Source organism: Mycobacterium sp. IDUB_9, assembly GCF_055419505.1.
Window position 1 is genome coordinate 681,111 of the sequence record NZ_JBVAXU010000003.1, and the last position, 21,494, is coordinate 702,604.

17 protein-coding genes are annotated in these 21,494 nt (G+C 64.1%); 6 read left to right on the forward strand and 11 right to left on the reverse strand.

Annotated elements, in window-relative coordinates; translation table 11 throughout:
• Nucleotides 1-83: 83 nt before the first annotated feature.
• The 4 genes from ACZY08_RS17715 to ACZY08_RS17730 are packed head-to-tail and all read left to right on the forward strand — an operon-like array spanning nucleotide 84 to nucleotide 6,243.
• The gene (locus ACZY08_RS17715; protein WP_463745375.1) at nucleotides 84-1,100 is read left to right on the forward strand and encodes an iron ABC transporter substrate-binding protein; all 1,017 of its coding nucleotides are present in this window, start codon (nucleotides 84-86) and stop codon (nucleotides 1,098-1,100) included.
• Nucleotides 1,101-2,675, forward strand: a complete 1,575-nt coding sequence (locus tag ACZY08_RS17720) for an ABC transporter permease (protein ID WP_463745374.1) — start codon at nucleotides 1,101-1,103, stop codon at nucleotides 2,673-2,675.
• On the forward strand, nucleotides 2,672-3,730 hold the full coding sequence (locus tag ACZY08_RS17725; RefSeq protein ID WP_463745373.1) for an ABC transporter ATP-binding protein: 1,059 nt from the start codon (nucleotides 2,672-2,674) through the stop codon (nucleotides 3,728-3,730). The genes ACZY08_RS17720 and ACZY08_RS17725 overlap by 4 nt, the downstream gene beginning before the upstream one ends.
• A complete protein-coding gene (locus ACZY08_RS17730) occupies nucleotides 3,727-6,243 on the forward strand; it encodes a non-ribosomal peptide synthetase (RefSeq protein WP_463745372.1) in 2,517 nt (838 codons plus the stop codon). The genes ACZY08_RS17725 and ACZY08_RS17730 overlap by 4 nt, the downstream gene beginning before the upstream one ends.
• On the opposite strand, the gene ACZY08_RS17735 is transcribed toward ACZY08_RS17730, so the two are convergent.
• Nucleotides 6,202-6,687, reverse strand: a complete 486-nt coding sequence (locus ACZY08_RS17735; RefSeq protein WP_463745371.1) for a MarR family winged helix-turn-helix transcriptional regulator — start codon at nucleotides 6,685-6,687, stop codon at nucleotides 6,202-6,204. The two genes, ACZY08_RS17730 and ACZY08_RS17735, sit on opposite strands and share 42 nt — an antisense overlap.
• A gap of 266 nt (nucleotides 6,688-6,953) precedes the next feature.
• Between ACZY08_RS17735 and ACZY08_RS17740 the strand changes: the two genes are divergently transcribed.
• On the forward strand, nucleotides 6,954-7,958 hold the full coding sequence (locus ACZY08_RS17740) for a spirocyclase AveC family protein (RefSeq protein ID WP_463745370.1): 1,005 nt from the start codon (nucleotides 6,954-6,956) through the stop codon (nucleotides 7,956-7,958).
• 39 nt (nucleotides 7,959-7,997) lie between these two features.
• On the opposite strand, the gene ACZY08_RS17745 is transcribed toward ACZY08_RS17740, so the two are convergent.
• The 10 genes from ACZY08_RS17745 to ACZY08_RS17790 form a co-directional block, all read right to left on the reverse strand.
• The gene (locus tag ACZY08_RS17745; protein WP_463745369.1) at nucleotides 7,998-9,644 is read right to left on the reverse strand and encodes a GMC family oxidoreductase; all 1,647 of its coding nucleotides are present in this window, start codon (nucleotides 9,642-9,644) and stop codon (nucleotides 7,998-8,000) included.
• A gap of 238 nt (nucleotides 9,645-9,882) precedes the next feature.
• On the reverse strand, nucleotides 9,883-10,431 hold the full coding sequence (locus ACZY08_RS17750) for an Rv2253/PknI dimerization domain-containing protein (RefSeq protein ID WP_463781828.1): 549 nt from the start codon (nucleotides 10,429-10,431) through the stop codon (nucleotides 9,883-9,885).
• Nucleotides 10,428-11,984, reverse strand: coding sequence for an MCE family protein (locus tag ACZY08_RS17755; protein WP_463745367.1), 1,557 nt, complete (start codon nucleotides 11,982-11,984; stop codon nucleotides 10,428-10,430). The genes ACZY08_RS17750 and ACZY08_RS17755 overlap by 4 nt, the downstream gene beginning before the upstream one ends.
• A complete protein-coding gene (locus tag ACZY08_RS17760) occupies nucleotides 11,985-13,220 on the reverse strand; it encodes an MCE family protein (RefSeq protein WP_463745366.1) in 1,236 nt (411 codons plus the stop codon).
• Nucleotides 13,217-14,461 (reverse strand): MCE family protein, encoded by a 1,245-nt coding sequence (locus ACZY08_RS17765; protein ID WP_463745365.1) that lies wholly within the window; start codon nucleotides 14,459-14,461, stop codon nucleotides 13,217-13,219. Before ACZY08_RS17765 ends, ACZY08_RS17760 begins: the two co-directional genes overlap by 4 nt.
• Entirely contained in the window at nucleotides 14,458-15,555 is a 1,098-nt protein-coding gene (locus tag ACZY08_RS17770) for an MCE family protein (protein ID WP_463745364.1), read from the reverse strand. The genes ACZY08_RS17765 and ACZY08_RS17770 overlap by 4 nt, the downstream gene beginning before the upstream one ends.
• Nucleotides 15,555-16,583 carry an MCE family protein gene (locus ACZY08_RS17775; RefSeq protein WP_463745363.1) on the reverse strand — a complete coding sequence of 343 codons (1,029 nt, stop codon included), beginning with the start codon at nucleotides 16,581-16,583 and terminating at the stop codon, nucleotides 15,555-15,557. The genes ACZY08_RS17770 and ACZY08_RS17775 overlap by 1 nt, the downstream gene beginning before the upstream one ends.
• A complete protein-coding gene (locus tag ACZY08_RS17780; RefSeq protein ID WP_463745362.1) occupies nucleotides 16,580-17,785 on the reverse strand; it encodes an MCE family protein in 1,206 nt (401 codons plus the stop codon). Before ACZY08_RS17780 ends, ACZY08_RS17775 begins: the two co-directional genes overlap by 4 nt.
• A gap of 459 nt (nucleotides 17,786-18,244) precedes the next feature.
• On the reverse strand, nucleotides 18,245-19,360 hold the full coding sequence (locus ACZY08_RS17785) for an ABC transporter substrate-binding protein (RefSeq protein WP_463745361.1): 1,116 nt from the start codon (nucleotides 19,358-19,360) through the stop codon (nucleotides 18,245-18,247).
• A gap of 138 nt (nucleotides 19,361-19,498) precedes the next feature.
• Nucleotides 19,499-20,275: a FadR/GntR family transcriptional regulator gene (locus tag ACZY08_RS17790; protein ID WP_463745360.1), complete on the reverse strand. Its 777-nt coding sequence runs from the start codon at nucleotides 20,273-20,275 to the stop codon at nucleotides 19,499-19,501.
• A 197-nt stretch (nucleotides 20,276-20,472) separates the two neighbouring features.
• Here ACZY08_RS17790 and ACZY08_RS17795 point away from each other — a divergent pair, with 197 nt between their 5' ends.
• Nucleotides 20,473-21,486 (forward strand): hypothetical protein, encoded by a 1,014-nt coding sequence (locus tag ACZY08_RS17795; RefSeq protein WP_463745359.1) that lies wholly within the window; start codon nucleotides 20,473-20,475, stop codon nucleotides 21,484-21,486.
• The last annotated feature ends 8 nt before the right edge of the window (nucleotides 21,487-21,494 follow it).

Below are 21,494 nucleotides of genomic sequence, written 5' to 3' on the forward strand. Positions count from 1 at the left end.
CCAGCGTGGAGTTCATCCACAGGCGCGGCACCCCCGGTAGTGTCCTTAGGTGATGCTCAGCTAACGCCGAAAGGGATCACTTGATGCGCACACGTTGGAGCCGCCGGGTTGCTGTTGTCCTGTCTGCCGTCGCGGTCACCGTCGGTGTGGTCGCGTGTTCCAGTTCCGGGTCCGACGAGCTGCTGATCTACAACGCGCAACACGAATCGCTGACGAAAGAGTGGATCGACGCGTTCACCAAGGAAACCGGCATCAAGGTCACCTACCGGCAGGGCGGTGACACCGAGCTCGGCAACCAACTGGTGGCCGAGGGCAACGCCTCACCCGCCGATGTCTTCCTCACCGAGAACTCCCCGGCGATGGCCGCCGTCGAGAAGGCGGGGCTGTTCGCGGACGTCGAGCAGCAGGCCCTCGACCAGGTCCCAGCCCAGTTCCGGCCGTCGTCGGGCAAGTGGACCGGTGTGGCGGCCCGCTCGACGGTCTTCGTCTACAACAAGGCCAAGCTGCCGGCCGACCAGCTGCCGCATTCGATCATGGATCTGCAGCAACCGCAGTGGAAGGGGCGGTGGGGTGCACCGCCGGCCAAGGCGGACTTCCAGGCGATTGTTGCGGCCATACTCGAACTGAAGGGTGAGCCGGCCACCTCGCAATGGCTGGCCGGTTTGAAGACCAATGCCGTTGTGCTCCAGGACAACATCGCCACACTGCGCGCGGTAAACGACGGGCAGGTCGACGGCGGCATCATCTACCACTACTACTGGTTCCGCGATCAGTCCAAGACCAAAGAGATCAGCGGTAACACCGCGCTGCACTATTTCAAGAACTCAGACCCCGGAGCATTCGTCAGCCTGTCCGGCGGCGGCGTGCTGAAATCCAGCAAGAAGCAGGATCAGGCGCAGCAATTCCTGCGGTTCGTCACCGGCAAGGCCGGCCAGGAAGTACTGCGTAACGGCACCTCGTTCGAGTATCCGGTCGCCAGCGGCGTCGCCGCCAATCCCGCTCTGCCACCACTGGACTCGTTGCAGGCGCCCGCGGTCAACCCGTCCAACCTCGATGCCGCCGAGGTCACCGATCTGATGACAAAGGCTGGCTTGCTGTAATTGGTTGCCACAGAGCCCCCGTCAACGCAGCCGGCCGCGCTGCAGCGCTCGGCGGGAGTCCGGCCGGGACCGGGGCTGAGCACCGCCGTGACGCTGTTGCTGCTGGCCACGTTCATCCCGCTGGGCTACGTCGCCTGGTCGGTGATCACGACCGGTCCGACCCGGGTGATCGAGCTGGTGGTGCGGCCACGTGTCGGAGAGCTCCTGATCAACACCGTAGGTCTGGTGCTGATCACCGTGCCGGTGTGCGTGGCACTCGGGGTCGGTTCGGCCTGGCTGGTCGAGCGCACCGACCTGCCGGGGCGGACGTGGTGGCGGCCGGTGTTCGTCGCACCGCTGGCGGTGCCCGCGTTCGTCAACAGCTACGGCTGGGTCAGCGTGGTGCCGTCGTTGCACGGGTTGTCGGCCGGGGTGCTGATCGCGACGCTGTCGTACTTCCCGTTCGTCTACGTGCCCGCGGCGGCCACCCTGCGCCGTATCGACCCGGCTCTGGAGGAATCGGCCCGTGCGCTGGGATCCGGATCGTCCGGGGTGTTCTTCCGGGTGGTGCTGCCACAGCTACGCCTGGCGATCCTGGGCGGCGCCCTGCTGATCGGTGTGCACCTGCTGGCCGAATACGGCGCGTTCGCGATGATCCGATTCTCGACCTTCACCACGGCGATCTTCGAACAGTTCCAGGCAACCTTCGACGGGGCTGCCGGCGCCACGCTCGCCGCTGTCCTCGTGCTGCTGTGCCTGCTGCTGTTGGTCACCGAGGCCGCCGCCCGGGGTAACGCCCGCTTCGCCCGGGTGGGCCCGGGCGCCCAGCGTGCCGGCGCGCCGATGCGCCTGGGCCGCAGCATGTTGCCGGCCACCGCCGGGCTGTTGGGCCTGGCCGCGCTGGCGTTGGGAGTGCCGTTGTGGACGCTGACGCGCTGGCTGTGGATCGGCGGCTCGCAGGTGTGGGAGCCCATGGACATCGGTACCGCGCTGGCCCAGACCGCGACGCTCGCCGCGGCCGCCGCGGTCCTGACCACCGTGCTGGCTTTCCCGTTCGCCTGGGTCGCCGTCAGATACCGCGGTCTGCTGGCCCGTTCGATCGAGGGTGCCAATTTCATCACCAGCTCGATGCCCGGAATCGTCACCGCTCTGGCCCTGGTCACCGTGGCGATCCGCTACGCTCCCCCGCTCTATCAGACTGCGGCCCTGGTGATCTGCGCCTACGTGCTGCTATTCCTCCCGCGTGCCCTGGTCAGCCTGCGGTCCGAACTGGCACAGGTGCCGCCGGCGGTGGAGGAGGCCTCACGCTCCCTGGGAAGCTCGCCCGCACGCACGTTCGTGCGGATCACCCTCCGGCTGACCGCCCCGGCCGCGGCTGCCGGCGCCTCACTCGTATTCGTGGCGGTGGCAACGGAATTGACTGCGACCCTGTTGCTGGCGCCGACCGGCACCCGCACCCTGGCGATGCGGTTCTGGTCACTGAGCAGCGAGTTGGACTACGCCGCGGCGGCGCCCTACGCCCTGATGCTGATCGCCCTGTCGATCCCGGTGACCCTGATGTTGTTGCGCCAGTCGACGAAGGTGGCCGCTCTGTGACCGACGATGTTCTCCAGGTACGTGGGCTTCGCAAGTCCTTCAACGGCACCGTGGTGCTCGACGGCATCGACCTGACCCTGGCACCGGGAACCATCACCGCAGTGGTCGGTTCTTCCGGGTGCGGCAAGACCACGCTGCTGCGCGTGATCGCCGGCTTCGAATCTCCCGATGCCGGCACGGTAACCATCGTGGGACGCCAAATGGCAAGCCCGACAGACACTGTCGCCCCACACCGCCGCGACGTCGGCTACGTGGCACAGGATGGCGCGCTGTTCCCGCACCTCACGGTGGCCCAGAACGTCGCCTACGGCCTGCGCGAGCGTGGAACCCAGGCCCGTTCCAGGGTCATCGAGCTGCTGGACAGCGTGTCCCTGGATTCCTCGTTCGCGCAACGCCGGCCGCACCAACTCTCCGGTGGTCAACAGCAGCGCGTCGCACTGGCCCGGGCCCTGGCGCGCCGGCCGGTGGTCATGCTGCTCGACGAGCCGTTCAGCGCCCTGGACACCGGGCTGCGCGCGGCCACCCGAAAATCGGTGGCGCGGACGTTGTCTGACACCGGGGTGACCACCCTGATCGTGACGCACGACCAGGAAGAGGCGCTCTCGATCTCCGATCAGGTCGCGGTGATGCGCGAGGGCAGGTTCACCCAGGTCGGAACACCCCAGGAGGTGTACCGGCACCCCGCCGATCGGTTCACCGCCGAATTCCTCGGGGATTGCATCACGTTGCCGGGCATCGTCGCCGCTGGGGCGGCCGAATGCGCGCTGGGCCGGATACCTGTCCAAGCCGGCGCCGCCGACGGACCGTGCAGCCTGGTGCTACGTCCTGAACAACTTGTCGCCACGGCGATTTCCGACAGTGCAAGTGATGCCGAAGCGGCAGCCACGATGGGAACCGTGATCGCCACCGAGTTCCTCGGCCACGATGTACTGCTCACCATCGAACCGCCGGCCGCCGGTGAACCCATCGTCGTGCGCCAGCACAGCCTGAATCCGCCGGCATGCGACACCAAGGTCCGGATCGACGTGCGTGGCGCCGGGACGGCATTGTCTTGAACCCCATAGTCGAGGCGCTGCGGGCTCACGGCGACCGGATCGCGGTGCTGACCGAGACTCAACAGGTCAGCTACTCGACTCTTGCCGGTCTCGTGTCGCAGGCCTCGGCGGAACTGGGTCCCGAACGTCGGCTCGTGCTACTCGAAGCACGCAATGACCTGCCCACTCTGGTGCACTACCTCGGTGCCCTCGCGGGCGCCCACGTATCCCTGCCGGTACCCGCGGGCACCGATCACCGCGAGATCCTGCAGACCTACTCCCCTGACACCGTCGTCGACACCGCGGGTATCCACCACCGGCGCGCCACCAGCACACACCGGCTCCACGACAATCTGGCGCTGCTGATGTCGACCTCGGGTAGCACCGGGTCACCGAAGCTGGTGCGCCTATCCCACACCAACCTGGTCAGTAACGCCGCCGCCATTGCCGACTACCTCGCGATCAGCGAATCCGACCGGGCGGCAACCACATTACCCATGTCCTACTGCTACGGACTGTCCGTGATCAACAGCCATCTGCTGCGCGGTGCGGGATTGATCCTCACCGACCGATCCGTGGTCGACGACGAGTTCTGGGAGTTGTTCACCCGTCACCGGGCCACCACCTTCGCCGGGGTACCGCACACCTTCGCACTGCTCGACCGGATCGGGTTCGACGCCATGGACCTACCCCACCTGCGCTACGTCACCCAGGCGGGTGGACAGATGGCTCCTGATCGTGTGCGCCGCTTCGCGATGCTGGGACAGCGCCGCGGCTGGCAGCTGTTCGTGATGTACGGCGCCACCGAGGCGACTGCCCGGATGGCCTACCTGCCACCGGAACTCGCCCTGTCACATCCTGCAACCATCGGTCGTCCGATCCCCGGAGGCAGCCTGTCCATTCGCCGTGGCGACGCGTGGCCCGACGGCACCGGTGAACTGGTCTACCGCGGCGCCAACGTGATGCTCGGATACGCGCAACGGCCCGAGGATCTGGCGCTGGGTGCCAGCGTCGAGGAATTGCGCACCGGCGACATCGCGCGACGCGCTCCTGACGGCCTTTACGAGATCATCGGCCGCAGTAACCGGTTCGTGAAACTGTTCGGATTGCGGATCGATCTGGACCGCCTGCAGGCCGCCCTGGCTGAACATGGCGTGACGGCGCTGTGCACCGAGGGTAGCGGCACTCTCGCGGTCGCAGCCCTGAGCATCGGGAACACCAGCGTCGAGGAGGTGCAGCGACTGACCGCCACCGTGGCTGGTGTGCCCGCCGGCGCGGTGCGCGCCGCGATCGTCTCCGGACTGCCCCGGCTGGTCTCGGGCAAACCGGACTATCCGGCGGTGCGGGCCCTGGCTGCCGGCTCCCCTGACACCGATGCCGCCGAACTTCGGGATCTGTTCGCCGAGGTCCTACATGTCCCTGCCGAGTCCATCGGCCGCGAAGCGAGTTTCGTCGACCTCGGCGGTAACTCACTGTCCTATGTGGCGATGTCGGTTCGTCTGGAGCGCACCCTGGGTCGACTTCCGAAGGACTGGCACCGGATTCCCCTGTCCGAACTCGAACGAAGCAGCAGTCCCGGACCGCGCCGGTGGGCGACAGTGGAGACGAGCGTTGCGCTACGCGCCGCGGCCATTGTGCTGATCGTCGGCTCGCACGCGGAACTTTTTGCGCTGTGGGGTGGTGCGCACATCCTGCTCGGCGTGGCCGGCTACAACTTCGGCCGGTTCTGCCTGACACCGGTGCCGCGGCAGACGCGATTGCGTCACCTACGCAACACGATCACCTGGATCGCGGTGCCGTCGGTCGTGTGGGTCGCCCTCGCACTCGTCCTCACCGACGACTACCGCGCTTCGAACCTGTTGCTGGCCAACAAGTTCTTCGGGCCGCACGACAGCATGACCGCCGGACGTTTGTGGTTTGTCGAGGTGCTGGTCTGGATCCTGGTGGCACTGGCCGTGGTGTGTGCACTGCCGGGCAGCGACCGGTACGAGCGACGCCGTCCCTTCGCCTTCGCCGCGACGTTCCTGGCGTTCGGGCTGATATTGCGTTACGACCTGCCCGGTTTCGACCTGGGCCGCGAAGCCTGGTTCACGGTGTTGGCGTTCTGGTTCTTCGCCGCCGGGTGGGCGGCGGCCAAGGCCACCGCCACCTGGCAGCGGGCGATCGTCACAGTGGTGCTGATGGTGGGCTTGCACGGCTACTTCGACAACAGGGCCCGGGAAACCTTGGTACTGGCAGGATTCGCATTGCTGATCTGGCTGCCGGCCCTGCGCTGCCCGACGATGGTGGCGGCCGGGTGCGGACTCCTTGCCGAGGCCTCGCTGTACACCTACCTGACGCACTACCAGGTCTATCCGTTGTTCGGTGACCACCGGCTGCTCGGTGTCCTGGCCGCACTGCTCGTGGGCACCGCACTCACCTATGTGGTCAACATGATGCGAAGATGTCTGGCATCAATCGCCACTGGGACCAGGAACGGACAGGGCGCTCGATCAAGAACCGTCTTCGGCCTTGCGATGCGGATTGGGAACTGAGGACTGTGGAACACCGCTGAGCTTGCGGAGCGTGGCGATGCAGGCATGGAGTTCTTCGAGGGCCACACCGGCCGCCTTGGCACGGAAGAAGTCATGCAACTGGCGCAGTGACTTTTTTTGCGCGCCGGCGCCTCGACGCGTCACCTCGATGCGGATGACCCGCCGGTCGTCGTCCGATGGAGTTCGTCGCAACAGGTCTGCCGCAACGAGTTTGTCGATATCGGAGGTGATCGTGCTCGGCAATACGTTGAGGTAGTCGATCAACATGCCGGGACGGTCCAACCCCGCATGGACCAGAAAGATGATGCCCAGTGCGCGTTCGGAGATCCCATACTCGCGGGCGACGGGCGTGGTGAGAGTTGAAATCATGCGTCGGATGTCGGTCGCGGCGCCGAGGAAGTCCACGATGTCGCCGTCGTCGGCAGCTCCAATGGTGTCAGCCACGACGCAACACCCTACCTGACCTCGCCTTCTAGCACCGACATCCGCCAGGTAGTTCATTATCTGAAATATATGCGCTACTGTCTCACCCAGGCGAGGTTCGCCTCGCGCGTCATCTGTCGCGGGCAACAGTGCGGAGTGTTATGAAGCCATCAACTCGTGTTCACCAGCCTTCGGTTGCCGACCCTGGCGGAGGCTCACGCGCGCATCTGCCGTGGAAGCCCCTCACCTGTTGGGTGATCGGAGCCGCGCTGGCGGTCGTATTCCTGGTGACCGCGGAGAAGCACGGACCGGCATCGTCGGACAATGCGAATCCAGCGGGTGCAGGCAAACCACCTCCGGTGCAACCACTCTGGCCCAGCATCGACTTTGTCTTGTGGGGACAGATATTGGGCGCCGCGCTCCTCGTTGTCACTATCGTCGCCTCGGTTCTGGTGTGGAGGCGTCATCCCGGCCATCCGGTCATCCTCATGATCCTCGCCTCCAGCACACTCTTCTGGTGGGATCCGATCAACAACTGGGCGATCGGCTTGGTCTACAACCCGGACCTCTGGCACTTTCCGCGGAATTGGTCCTGGCTCAACATCTCTCCGATTATCGAACCACTCACCTCGTTCATCTACGCGCCCTACGTCCTGCTTCCGTACTTCCTGGCCATGCCGATCCTGAGAGCAGTCCAACGACGTAGCGGCCCGAAGGCTTTCGTGTGGCGCCACCCGCTGATTTCGATAGCCGTGCTCACGTTTGTCATCGGTGCCATTTGGGATGCCGCCCAAGAGATCCTGCTCACTCGCACCCAATTTCTGACCTACAGCCACGTCGTCGAATTCGGCTCGATCGACGTGGGCAAAAACAGTCAGTTCCCCCTTTTGATGGCCAGCGTGCTCATCACCATCATCATGATTCCCGCGTCGATTCTGCTCTATCGGGACGACAGCGGAAAATCCCAGGCGCACAAGATCGCCCAGCGATTACGCTTCCATTCTCGTCGGCCCAAGTTGGCCACCTTTCTGGTGATGGCGATCATCCTGAATGTCGCAATGATGAGTTTCAGCTCAGCTTTCTGGCTGGTGCGTGCCACCGGCGCTGCCACCAGCGTCGCCTGTCCGTGGCCTTATCCAGAGGCGAAGACCTGGGATCCACGCGGTTATTACCAATCCCAGGGAGCCCCCGGGCCTTTCACCGCCGGCAAGGCCAGTTCGTGGCAGATCGGGCAACCCGACGGCCGGCCGACCGACATCAGCGTGGAATCCGACCGCTGCAATCCTCGATGACTTCGGTGCCGGCGGGGTCAAACCATGGCGCCCCGCCGGTCAACCGCCGACGATGAGTTCGGCGGCTCGCTCGCCGATCATCATCGCCGCAGCATTCGTGTTGCCCCCGACGATGCTCGGCATGATCGACGCATCAGCCACGCGTAACCCCTCAATACCCCGGACCCGTAGCTCTGGATCGACGACCGCACGCTCGTCGGTACCCATCCGGCACGTCCCGACCGGGTGGTAAACCCCCGACGCATTGCTGCGCACAAACTCGGCCAGATCAGCACCGGTGCGATTCGAACCCGGCAGCACCTCGCGGCCGACTTCCCCCGCAATCGCCTGGTGGGTCAACGTCTCCCGGACGAGCTCCATGCCGGCCACCAGAGTCGCCACGTCCCGGGGCTCAGCCAGATAGTTCGGATCGATCAGTGGAGCAGTGAACGGATCGGTCGACGCCAGGCGCAGGCTCCCCCGGCTCTCGGGATAGATCATCGTCGGCATGAGCGTCAGCGACGATGACGACTCGGCGGCCAGGTGCAGACCCGGACTGTCCTGGTTCGCGGGGTAGCTCATCGGAAGGATGAACATCTGCAAGTCCGGAACGTCAGTACCCGTTCCCACCCCGCTGTCGACGAACGCCACCGCTTCGAACAGGGTGTGGGCAAGGTAGGTAGATCGCGGACGCACGCATTCACGCACCGCTGCCCTGGCGAAACTCAGCGGCGACGCGCTGCGACCGCCGCGAGCCTGATAGGACATCGGCACAAACAGGTGATCATGCAGATTGTCACCGACGGGCAGGTCGGCGATCACTTTGATCCCATGTTCACGTAAATGGGCCGCATGGCCGATGCCGGAGAGCATCAGGAGCCGCGGCGAACCGAGGGAACCGGCGCTCAGGATCACCTCGCGGCTCGCGCGAGCAGGACCGATCGGTCGCCGGTTGCGGCCCGCCACCAGCTCCACACCCGTTGCGCGCCCGCCCTCCACGATCACCCGGGTCGCCGTGACACCGGTGAGTACGCGCAGATTCGGCGGCGCGTCCGATAGGTACCCACGATCGGTGCCCACTCGTCTGCCGGCGCCGGCGCTCTGCTGTAGCGGCGCCACCCCAACCTGCTGCGCACCGTTGTAGTCGTCATTCATTCCGACGCCGGCGATCGCCGCGAGGGCGACCATGTAGCTTTCGGTGACACTCGCCAGGCCCGTGGCCCGCTCCACTGCGATCGGACCGTGTCCGCCACGCAGCTCGCTGGGACCGTCCTCGAAGCTCTCCAGCCGCCTGAAGGACGGCAGTACCTCAGCGAACCCCCAACCCTTCGCTCCGGCGGCGGCCCAATCGTCATAGTTCTGGCGGTTTCCGCGCACAAAAGCCATACCGTTGATCACGCTGCCGCCGCCGAGTATCCGGCCGTGAGACTGTGGAAGGGTGCGGCCCTTCATGTGTCGTTGGGGGACGCTGAACGCGGGCCAGGTGACCAGGCGCTGCAGGGGTGTGACCGCATGGATGGCCCCACACATGCCGGGGACGGTGACCAGCGGGCCGCCCCGCTGACGCCCCGACTCGATCAAGGTGACCGTAGCGCCGGTGTCGGCCAGACGTCGGGCCACGATCGCACCTGCACTACCGGAGCCCACGACGACGTAGTCCGCCGACTCCAACCCGGCCGAACCCTTGGTCGCCGCTGCTCGCTTCATTACCAAGACCTTTCATAGACCGCATTTATTTCATATTCTGAAGTATATAGAGACACTAGCGTATTCAGACCACGGATCCGTAGAGTCCAGGAACTTCACAGATTGGATCATTCCCTGGGGTGCAACGAATTTCGTCGCGCGGCCGGCCTCACGCTGTGATCGAAGCGATGCTCCCCGTCATGTACCCGGCGTCGCCTGGTAGTCGCTTCTCGGTCGTGCCGCTGACGGTACTCACGGTTCACCGAATTCGGGTGAGCTGAAATGGCATCTCGATGACCAGAGACCGGTTGATCCCGCAACCACCGCTGATCCCTACCGTCCGGTCCCAACCGGAGAAGGATGTCACCTCGTCGAAGCTCGGCGATCCTGACAGATCGGGCGAGAAATACATCAACTGCTCGGCCGGTGAAGCAGTGCCGTCGTGGCACGGCTCCCACCGGTCGAGGTGTCGGCGCACCGACCACAGGCCAGCTGAGTCACATCGTATCGGCGCGTTCCACCCTTGGCTGCTGCTCACGTCGCCTGCACAATCATACGTTTCGACACTGCACGTAGTACTGATCGTCCAGGTACTCGTCACATTGGCTTCGTCATGAAAGATCTCGTTGGTTTTCGCCCAAGTCCCGTCTGACACTGCGCGATACACGCCGTTGAGGGTGGGATCACAGAATGCCGCGGCAGCGCTCGGGGCGGTAGTCAGGGCCGCGACAAATGCCACAGCGACCAGTACCACCGTTGGCAGCACAGCAGTCGCCGGTCGCCGCCCCACGGTCTGTGCCGATGTCACGGGTGATCCTCCATCACGAGGTCCTTCCAGCTCGCCGGCCGCTTGGCAGCGACGAGGTTGGATTGCTGATAGGTCTGGCCGTCAGGCGTGACGTAGCGTCCGGAATTGGGGTCGTACTGTGCGAAGACCACCGCAGGCGCAGAGTGAGTGGTGTTGCCACCGAACGCACTCGGTGCCACCGGGGCCGGGCCGACCGGGTCGGGGGTCGGTCCCGGAGGTGCGAGGTCTGGCGCCGGGGCTGCCGGCGGCATCGGGGTGCCGTCGATCGGACCGAAAATGTGGTCGTCGTTGGTGACACGAGCGTCGGGTGGCACGCCTTGAGCAATCAGGTTGGGGTCCAGCGGGTAGGGCCCGGTCAAGTGTTCGCGCATCGCCAGGGGCACATAGGGTTTGTCGCTGTTGCACATCTCAGCAGTGGGCGCGCGCTTTCCCGGCTTGTTCATGCAGGGGTAATTGCGGGCCCCGCGCACCGCCAGCGGTGAGTCCTGTGGCAGCTTGCAGTACAGACCGTCAGGCGTATCCACTTCGGAGGTGTCGTCAGGAGACCGCCATTGGCTGGGCGGCAGGAAGCCAACGGTGCACGACGGTGGATCCCCGAAGGACATGGTGAAATCGCCTTGTCCCAGCCCGGTCGGATTGTGGTCGGGTGCTGCCGAGATGATGTTGGCGACAAAGGGTGGCAGCAACACCAGGATTTGTTCGAGGCCCGGCCGGTAGGTGACGAGAATCTGTCCGATCGAGGTCAGGTTGGCCAGCAGCACCGGCAGTGTCGGCTTGACCTGTTGGAAGAGCCGGGACGCTTCGTTGATGGAGCCCGGTCCGTCGGTGAGCACCTTCCGGATCTGTTGATCGTCGTCGACCAGGGTGGTGGTGATATTGGCCAGGCTGTGCACCCAGGTCCGCAGATCGGCGTCGGCGGCGGCCTGGGAATCGAGTAAGGGTCCGGAGTCCTCGACGAGAGCTCTCGTGGAGTCGCGCACATCGTGCAGACCGCCCGAGACTTTCGCTGATGAGTCCATCAGGGACCCAAGGTCGTAGCCTGCGCCGTTGAAGGCTTTGAAGCTTTCGTCGAGCAGTAAGCCGAGTTTGTCTTTGGGGATGCTCTGGATCAACGCGCTGGTTTGGTCCAGTAGTGGTCCGACTTGTTGCGGAACGGTGGTGTCTGCCATGGCAATCGTCGACCCGTCGTGCAGGTACGGGGGCTCGTCCGCGGTGGGCAACAGGTCGAGGTATTGCTCCCCGATCGCCGACACGCTGCGTACATCAGCCCGCAGTTTCACGGGTATCTTCGGCGACGCATCCAGCGACAGAGTTGCTTTGGCTCCGCGTGGAATCAGCGAGATCGCCGTTACCTTGCCGACCTGCACCCCGCGGTATGTCACGTTGGAAAAGCGGTACAGCCCACCGGTTCCCGGCAGCTCCACCGTCACGGTGATGCGTCCCACACCGAGCAACGTCGGCGCCTGGATGTAGACCACGACCATGGTGACGAGCCCCACGATGGAGCCGATCGCGAAGAGCACCAACTGAATCCGGACCAACCGAGTCAGCACTTAGCGACCTCCCTCATCAGCCGGGGGAATTGGCGCGGCTGCGGGAGGGACGGGTCCACCCGGGAGGACCACCGGCGGACCTGCGGGCGGAGCCGGCGGGGCAAACTCAGCACCCTCCGGCGGCACCGCCAGCGGTGCGCCCAGCGGATTGTTGGTGTAGTACCAGTCATAGCCCGGATCTCCGGGGGCGGGCACCAGTACTGCGCCGTCGACCCCCCAGCGGGTCCCCAGGAACATACCGCGTTTCAGGCGGGGAACGGTCAGATCAGCAACGGCGAACAAGTTCATGTAGTCACCTTTGAGGCCGCGGTCGATCACGTTCTGGCCGTATGGAAAGACCGTGGCATACATCAGGCCGTCGATGATGCCCGGGCCGGCATCGGCCAGCGCACGAATGGTGGGCTGTAGGTTTTGCAGGTTTGTCACCAGGTCGGCCTGCGTGTCGTTGATCAGCGTGGTGGCGGTGTTACTGAAAGCCCGCAACTTGTCCAACGCGGTGATGATGCGCGGCTTCTCGGCCAGGAGCACCTGGAGCGCGGGGGGCAGCGTGCGCAGCGTCTCGGTGAGCACGTCATGCTGTCCGGCGAACGTACCGGACAGCCTGTCGAGGGCATCGATGGAGGCAATCAGATCGCCGCGCTGACGATCCAGCACGCCGACGAACCTGTCGAGGCGGCCGATCAGGTCACGGATGGCGTCCTGGCGACCGGACAATGCCGCATTGAAATTGTGAACAATGTCGCCCACCTGACCCAGGCCCCCGCCGTTGACCACCGCAGACAACGAGGACAACGTCTGCTCGGTAGAGGGATAGGTCGATGATCGGTTCAAGGGAATGGTGGATCCCGGTGCGACCTGCCCCTGCGGCGGCTGCCCGGGTGGCGGATCCAGCGCCAGGTGCTGTGATCCCAGCAGGCTGGTCTGCCCGACGGTGGCGACGACGTTGGCCGGGACCTTGGCTCCACCCTGAAGCCGGACTTCGACGTCGGCGTGCTGACCGCGCAGCATCATCCTGCCGACGCTTCCGACGACCACATCGTTCATCAAGACCGGCGAATTCGACTCAAGCGTACCGACATTGGCGATCTCAACGTGGTAGACCGTGGCTCCAGAACCATGTCCGACAGTGCCTGGCAGCGGCAGGGAGTTCACCCCATTGAAGGCACACCCCGACAGCATGAGCACCGTGGTGGTGCTGACCGCCATGCGCATCCCCATTGAACGCCGGCCGATCATGATGGCGGTGTCCCGGTGAAGGCCGAAACAGACGGAGGCAGTTCGGCCGGTATGGGGGCGCCTCCGGTACCGCCGGGTGCCAGCGCGGGGTCGGTGTAGATGATGTTGCGTGGCGACGGAGCCAGCGCGGGGTTGATCGGGATGGGCAAGTTGTTGAAGTTGAGTTGGTCCAGTGCCGGACCGAGGTACTGCGCACAGAGTTTCGCGGTTTCCGACGCGGTGGTGTTCTTGACGGCACCGATTGCAGCACAGACGAACTGCACCGGGTTGGCGAAGTTCGTGAACGAAATCGAGCCGAGAATAGTGCCGGTATCAGGGTTGTAGTCGGCGTAGCCGTTCGTGAGCGCGGTCGGTGTCACGTGCAGGAGTTGCTCAAGGTCTTTGCGATGGTCGACGAGGTTGGAGGTGACATTGGCCAGGCGTTGGACTTGTTCGCTGGTTTTGTCGCGGGTTCCGGCAATGAACCGTTGGACTTCGCCGAGTGCCGAGGACAGATTGTTCAGTGCGGCGTCCAGGTCGGTGCGGTTGTCGTCGAGGATGCTGGTCAACGTGGCGAACCGGCCCTGGAATTCGACGATCTGAGGGTTGGTCTCGCGCAGTGTGGTGACCAGGGTTTGCAGGTTTTTGACGGTGTCAGCGATGTTGCCGCTGCCGTCGGCAAGGATGCGCCCGACACCGGCCAGTTGGTTCAGCGTTTGGCGGAGTTTGTCACCGTTGCCGTCGAATGCGTTGGCGGTGCTGTCGATGAATCGCGCGATCGCCGGAGTCGAGACCTGACTGTTTGGTCCCAATTCGGTTGCCAGGCGCATCAGTTGGGATTTGACTTCGTCCCATTCGACCGGGACGGCAGTTCGGTTGATCGGGATCACGGCGTGGTCGGCCATGACCGGGCCGTTGGCGTGGGGGTCGCTGGACCGATAGGCCGGGGTCAGTTCGACGTAGCGGGCAGCGAGCAGGTTGGCGGCGACGACGACGGCTTTGGCGTCCGCGGGGATGGGCACGTTGCCGTCGATGCCCAGCGACATCCGCACCTGGCTGCCTTCCGGGGCGATAGCCGTGATGCTGCCGACTTTGATTCCCGCGACGCGGACGTCGTCGCCCGGGTAGATGGCAGTCGCAGAGGCGAAGTAGGCAATCACTGTTTTCGTGCCGAAGAACGAAGCGTGCACCAGCACCGCGCCGGCCGCCACGGTCAATGCGATGAGCACTCCCGCCAGTGGGGTGCGATGTCGAGCGTTCATGGCGGTCCCCATTGCTCTTGAGGTTGTGGGATGCCGTTGCGCGGGAACGGGAATTCCGCGCGTGGGCCTGCGTTGTCGGGCGGCTGCCCTGCGTCGGCTCCTCTACGGAATCCGAAGGCGTAGTCCAAGAAGGGCTGCAACAGTTGGGGCATGCTCAAGTTGGCGATCTGGGCTTGGTAGTACGGGCCGCTGGAAACCAGCTCACCCGTGCTGAGTTCGTATTTCGCCAATCCGGGCAGCGCTTTGGCAATGTTGTCTCGGTTCTTCTCCAGAACAGCCGTGACGGCGTTGAGTTTGTCGAGCGTGGGGGCCAGTTCGGCCTCGTTGTCGTGCACCAGGCCGGTCAGCTGATTGGCCACTGCGGAGGTGTTGGCGAGCAGTTCAACGATCGCTTGACGCACTTGCACGAGCACATCCAGTAGTGCGTTGCCGTCGAGGATGAGCGTGTTGACCTGTTGACTGCGTTCGGAGAGGACCGCACTGACATCGCTGACGTGTGTGAAGAGCTCGCCCAGGGTTTGGTTACGTGCATTGAGTGCCCGGGACAATCGGGTGAGGCCGTCGAAAGTCGATCCCAGATCCGGAGAGATCTCCTCGATGGTGGCCGAGAGAGTATCCAGAGACTGGTTGAGCGTGTCGGTGTCGGTGCCGGCGATGTCGGTGGCGAGGTCGCCCACGGCTTCGGTGAGTGAGTAGGGCGAAGAGGTACGGGTCGTCGGGATGACGTCCAGCGCGCGCATCCGGCCGGGCCCGGCCGTGTTGACGGTCAGCACCCGCTGTCCCAGCAGCGAACCCGTGCGGATGTGAGCGGTGGTTTGCGATCCCAGCGAAATGTCACTGGCAAGCGAGAAGGTGACGAGGGCCTGCCCGTCATCGAGTTCCACGCTCGATACCGTTCCGACTTTCGTTCCCGACATGGTCACGTTGTTGCCCACGGTCAACCCGCCGGCTTGCCCGAACAAGGCTTGATATCGGATCTCGGTGGCATAGGACACCAACAGCTGGGTCCGCAGGCCGACAGCGATCACCAGCAGGACCACAACGAGGCCGAGGAAGCCGCGCCGGATCAACTGGGGTCCACGATATTTCAGCATCAGTTGTCTGAGCACCTTCCCGTTTCTTGCTTCATCCAGGGAAAGACCGCAGTGCGTCCTTGAAGATCGGTGACTCGAACGGCCACGCCGCACAGGTAGTAGTTGAAGAAGCTGCCGTAGGCGCCCAGACGTGCCAGTTTGCGGTAGTTGTGCGGCATCCGCTGCAGTCCGGCGTCGAGGTGGTCTTTTTGCGTATCCAGGTTGGAAGCCAGACGGTTGAGTTCGTCAACGCTGCCGGACAACGGTGGGCGCGTCTGGGTCAGCAGGTCGGCCAGCGACGCGGTTCCGTTGTCAAGGGCAGTGACCGCCTTGCCGATCGGATCGCGATCGGCGGCGAGTTGACTGGCGAACTGCTGTAGGCGATCGATCGTGCCGGAGAACTTCTCGCCGTCTTTGGCCAGCGTGCCCACGGCGGTGTTGAGGTTGTCGATGAGCTGCTGAACGAGTTGATCGTTGTTGGCGAGGTCGGTTGTGAAAGAGGAGGTTTCCGACAGCAGCGACTGTAAGGCTCCGCCCTGCCCCTGCAGGACCTGCAGCAACGATTGGGTGAGCGCATTCACGTCGTCGGGCTTCAAACCCTGGGTTACCGGTCGCAGGCCGCCCAGGAGCAAATCGAGGTCGAGCGCCGGCGCGGTACGTTCGACCGGGATCTCGGCTCCGGCGGGCAAGATGGCAGTGGGCCCCGGTGCAGCGGCGAGCTCGAGGTAGCGGTCCCCGGTCAGGTTGAGATAGCGCACCACCGCTCTGGTTCCGGTGGTGAGCACCGCCGTGCGATCGGCGTCGAAGGTGACCAGCACCGTGGTGTCCGGCCGCAGTTTGACGCCGTTGACCGTGCCGACTCGGATGCCGGCCACCCGCACCGAATCCCCCTTTTTCAAACTGGAGGTATCGGCAAATACTGCGGAGTAGTCCTGCGATGATCCGGTCCGATACTGACCGAAGACAACGAACAAGCAGGCAGTCAGTATCGCCATGACGACACCGAACACGCCGAACTTGGCGGCCGTGACCATCGTCGAGCGCCTCATCCGGGTTGCCCGATCTGCGCGGAGTTCCTCGGCGGTCCCGAGATCGGTCCGAACAGCGTTTGCTTGAGGCCATCGGAGTTCAGTAGAACGCCGTCGTTTCCATATCGCGCCGGGTTGGTGCCGACGTCAGCAATGACGAACGGCGGCCGGGACAGATACCGCACGTTCGGTAGCCCAGCGACGCATTGCGGACCGCCGGTCGCAGCAACCTTGGGCAGATCGACTGGGTACCGGTAGCGCTCCTTGCCCAAGACGAACCCCGCATTGACCATGGCTCCGGGCACTTGTGGTTGCTTGATGTAGGCGGCTTGGATCAACCCGCCCATCAGGCAGTACAAGGCTTGGTCGTACTTACGGGTCAAATCGGTGGTCGGCACCAGCAGATGCACAGCATCGGTCAGCGGCGCGCGATTGGCCGTCAAGACGTCGTTGCCGACATCGGCGAGACCGATCATGCTGACCAGAAACGCATCGAGGTTGTGTTGCTCGTCAACGATGCTCCGGCTGATCCGGCTTGCGTTGCCCGCAGCGGTGAGCAGAACGGGTGCTGTGTCGGCATAGGCGTTGAGCACTGTTGGCGCAGTGGCCAAGTCGTGGCTCAACGCCGGCAATCCAGGTTCCAGGGTCGCGAGGTAGGCGTCCAGGTCGACCAGCATCTGACCGATCGACTGTCCCCGTCCATCGACGGCGGTGGCGATCGCGCCCAGCGTCTGGTTGAGTTTGACCGGATCGATCTTCGACAGCACCGAGGTGAGTTGCTCGAAAACGGTGTTCACTTCGACGGTGACCCGTGAGGCGTCCAGCACTTGACCGGGCGCCAACGTCTCCGATGACGGATCGGGAGGGTCGACAAGCTGAACGTACTTCGCGCCGAACACCGTCGTCGACGCGACATCTACCCCGACGTTCGCCGGAATCTGCTGCAGCTGTGCCGGATCCATCGCCAGATGAAGTACCGCGCGCCCGTCGGGCAACGTCTCCAACGACTTCACAGCTCCGACTTGGACCCCTCGCAATTTCACCTTGGCATCGGGGTTCATCACCAGTCCCGCTCGAGACGACATCACCGTGACCGGGACCGCGGTGTTCAGATCACCGCGGAACAGCACCGCCACCATGGCGATCACCAGTCCGATGATCAGCACTGTGATCGACCCGGCCACCGGGCGCGGCCACGCAGATCCATCCCCGTGTCGGTTCATCGGCGTTCCGCCCCCTCCCAAGTCCGCGATCACACTGCCGCAGCTCCATCTGACAGGTCACACCCCTGGCGGCTGCGGCCACCAAACCACCACGACAGCAACACTTTCGGGCTCCCACGCCCGTGGTGCGACGCTGCACAGTCCTTCACCACCCCCGGACACCGCAAGCAGATCGCACCTGCGACGCGGGCCGTTACCTGAATGCCGAATGTCTCATACCTCTAAAGGTATAGCGCAGCATCCGTCTGATTGTCCACCCCCCTCGAAAGCAACACTCGGTTGCGATCAAAACAACGCTGCCGCGCGGATTTCACAGCTAATATGCTGGTCAAAGCGCTACTGTGGCACCCAATCGTCCGCGATTACAGGTGCTCCGATTCCGCGCCTACGGCAGATTCAGCGGGCAACTACCACACTCGGATGGGTGATCGTTCTAGATATGTATAGATATAACCGCGACTATCGGGGCCTGGCACTACTCACATGGCCCTCGATGGTCGCGTGCAGTACAGACGCGCTGCTGTCTGGGAGTACGCGCCGGGCGACCAGAAATTCGCTGCCGACCCAACCGTGTCGGATGAACTTTCCGAACCTCAGCCGCGTCCCGGGCGCTCCAGTGGCTGCGGGCAGCATCTTGATGCGCTCCAACGCTTCTTTGACAGCCGGCCCCGTCAATGGTCGAGCATCGGCGAGTGCAGTCATCATCAGCCGGCCAACGTCGTAGCTGTACAAGGGAAAGAAATACTCGGGGCGCCGCCCGTAAACCTGCTCGAAACGATCCAGGAACGCTTGCCCGGTCTGATTGCGCTCGTCGTACTGGTCAAGCCCGATCCAGCCGGCGAGTTGCTCACGCCACCACCGACTGGTCGCGGCAAATTCGAACGCCGTCGTCGTGTAACGCGGTGGCATCCAGCCAATGCCCTCCAGCGCGGCGTTCATGCCGATGATTCCCAGGCCGAAACCAACATGCATGATCGCGTCGGGCTTGCCTCCGGCCAGCGTGGACATCGCGTCCCGCTTGTCACTTTCAACCTGCGGTATCGCCACCTCGGCCGTGATGGTCAATCCGGCTTCCCGGCAAGCCTCTCGGGTGCTTCGCAGGTACTCGCGGCCGATGAGGCTGTCCTCGAAGGCAAGTCCGACAGTGCGACAACCATCGAGCGCCGCGACAGTGGCCATGATGATCGGCTCTTCCTCCATGGAACCTGCCGGCAGCCCGAAAACCCACTCCCCCAGCATGTTCTCGGAAGCCGCCATGGTGATGACGGGCACTTCGGCGAGGTCCTCGACATACCTGCGCAGCGCCACGCCATTTTCTGACACCCACGGCCCGAAGATCACCAACGCATCGGCTTCGACCAGCTCATAGAATGCGTCGCGCACCGCACGAAAGGTCCCGTTCGGCAACCCCTGCACCGCGCGTACGACGAATTCGACAGGACGCTCGGCCAGTCCGCGCTCCAGAAATTCTTCAGCGACGAGTTGCAGTGCCGGAAGGATGTTCTCGTCGTAGTTGCCGTCCTCATCGAGGTAATCGATGAGCAACCCGATGCGGGCCGGGGCCACGTCAGCCATGGGCGCCTTCCCGTCAACCTCCGGGCAGGGACCCGGTCGAAACATCTGACATTTTGAAGGCCTCAAAGCTAACGCATCATCGCCGGAAGAGTCCAGAAAAACATCTAAAGGTTTGCGAAGGGGACGCACTCGTCCGCGTCAGAGATGACGGGCCAGCTCGACTGTCGAACTGCCATGGTCGCCGAGCAATGTCCGCCGCAGACGCGCCATATGCGCGGCACAATGCGCCTGCGCGCCGTCGCCATCGCCGGCCGCGATCAAGTCGAGGAGTTGCTCAAATTCCCGAATCGTGCGGCGCCGCGACGCAATGGGCTCTTGCTGGCTTCGGGTAAGCACGTCGGCCACCGCTGCGCGGATGATCACCTCGTTGATCATCTCGCAGATGAGAATCAGCGTCTGATTTCCGGCCAACTGCACCATGTCGCTGTGGAATCCGACCATCGCAGCAGTACATGCCGTCGGATCCTTCACGGTGCGCTTCATCTCGATCACCAACTCACGCAGTTGCTGAGCGGCCCGCTCACGACCGCGTGACATGGCCACCATGCGCGCCGCCGCAGGCTCGATCACCGCACTGGCCTCGAACACATCGGCCAGCGACACGCTGCGGGATTGCAGCACCAACGCCGCGGCGCGGGCGGTCATCCGTTGATCGGGCCGGTGCACGACGACGCCGCCGAGCGCGCCCCGCGCCACCGAGATCAGACCCTCTGCCTCCAGAATGCGCAACGACTCGCGCAAAGATGGTCGAGACACCTCGAAACGTTCCAGCAATTCGGCCTCGGTTCCCAGCAGGTCACCTTCATCGAGCCCGCCGGCGATGATCAAACCGCGTAGTTCGTCGGCGATCTGTTTGGGTTTTCCGGAGGAGGAACCGCCCGACGCCCCGCCCTTACCCGCTGTCGGTTTGGCCACTTCTCTCCCTACCGCGCAATCGATACGAACAACCAGTCAAGCAAAGATCAAACTAACCGATGGGTCGCGGACCCCACATTCCGGCGCGAACCCACCCTTTACACAAAATACCTCTAGAGGTTTAGATGTGGAGATGGGCGCCGATCTTGTACCAACGCAATACCTGGCCCTATCAGCTCTACCCCGGGGATGAAGACATGAGTGACGCGTTCAGAGAACCGAAGCCCGACATCGAGTTCACCGTGGCCACACAGCCGCCTACCGCGAACCACTACCGCCGGCACTGGACGCCGGGGCAAGATGTGGGGCTGGCCGGCATGTGGATCGGCGCCGTGGTCAACGACGATGCGGGACAGACATACTGGGGACTACGCGGAGCCGATGACTTCCTCACCGGAATGACCCACGTGGTATCACCGATCACCGGCTTCAAGAAGCTCCGGCCCACATTCGACCCCGACCAACCGCATCTGTTCGCGGAGTATTCGACCATCGACTGGTTCGAACCGATGACCTACGCCGACGCCGGCGACAAGGTCACGCTGAACTATCCCAGCGGACGCATCGAGCGCGACGGCGACGGCTTCCATTGGCACGACGCCGGCGGGCGCTGGGAAATGCACGGTACCAACGTCACCGACATATTCACCGTTCACGTTCCGGTCCAGAACGGTGTCGCCGAGCAGGCGTATTACCGGCACGAGCTGATGGCCGCCACCGGAACCGTCGACGGCATCCCAGTCTCGGGGTATCTGCATCAGGACTACGCATATGGGCCGCCGGGCCGCGTTTACCCGGAGCTACCCATAGTCCGGCACCTACAGGGGATGTGGGTGTCGTGGCTGCACGAGTACCCGGACGGACAGTGGGGCGGTGGCTGTTTCTGGCAGGGGCGCGACGGAGTCACCTTCGGCCCCGGATACCACGTCACCAACGGTGTCACCACCGCACACGACGACATCACGGCGACACCCTTATTCGACGATGCAGGCCAACTGACCAGACTGGAAGCCGAGATCGGCTCAGAAACATACACATTCAGGTTCAACACGTCCGGCAGCTACATCCACTACTTCGGCCGTCTCACTGCCAGTTCGTCGGGCAAGGTCCCATCGCGCAGTTGGTGCTGGGTCGAATACGCCGGTGCGCTGCTCACCCCCGAAATCCTCGACATGGCGATGGCGCCCTTCGACCTCGCGCGCGGGCGGTGACCCAGGCC